At 51.4% G+C, this 784-nt stretch carries 1 protein-coding gene; it reads left to right on the plus strand.

The genetic code is table 11. The features are described from left to right. A partial coding sequence (locus R7R78_RS25645; protein ID WP_225474559.1) for an acyl-CoA dehydrogenase family protein occupies positions 1 to 784 on the plus strand: 784 nt, incomplete at both ends.

Below are 784 nucleotides of genomic sequence, written 5' to 3' on the forward strand. Positions count from 1 at the left end.
ATGGCCGCAGAGTGGGATGAAAAACAGATCTTTCCCAAAGACGTATTGAGAGAGGCGGGAGAACTGGGTTTTCTCAGCCTCTACACGCCAGAAGCACATGGTGGTTTGGGGTTAAGCCGTTTGGATGCGTCGATTGTTTTTGAGCAGCTCTCCATGGGGTGCACGTCGACGACTGCTTTCATGACCATCCACAATATGGTGAGTTGGATGGTGGCGAGTTTCGCGACCGAAGACGTGAGAGCCAAATATTGTCCTAAACTCGTCACCGGAGAATGGTTGGGTTCGTATTGCTTGACAGAGCCCAATGCGGGGTCGGATGCCGCTTCGTTGACCACAACCGCGAGCAAAAAAGGCGATACATACGTGTTGAATGGCGGTAAAGCATTTATCTCCGGCGCAGGAGAGACGGATGTTTTGGTCGTGATGGCGCGAACGGGCGAAGCGGGTGCCAAAGGTGTGTCTGCATTTGTTGTTCCTGCTCAAGCTGACGGCATCAGTTATGGGCGAAAAGAGCCCAAAATGGGCTGGAACAGTCAACCAACACGCGCGGTTACGTTTGACAATGTCGTTATTCCAGCAAGTCATTTACTGGGCGAAGAAGGGCAAGGCTTCATATTTGCCATGAAAGGATTGGACGGTGGGCGCATTAATATCGCGACCTGTTCCGTTGGTACGGCGCAACAAGCTCTGAATCAAGCTACGCAATATATGCAGGAGCGAAAACAGTTCGGAAAATCGTTAGCGCAATTTCAGGCGCTGCAATTCAAGTTAGCGGACATGGCGA

The organism is Vibrio sp. 2134-1, assembly GCF_033339495.1.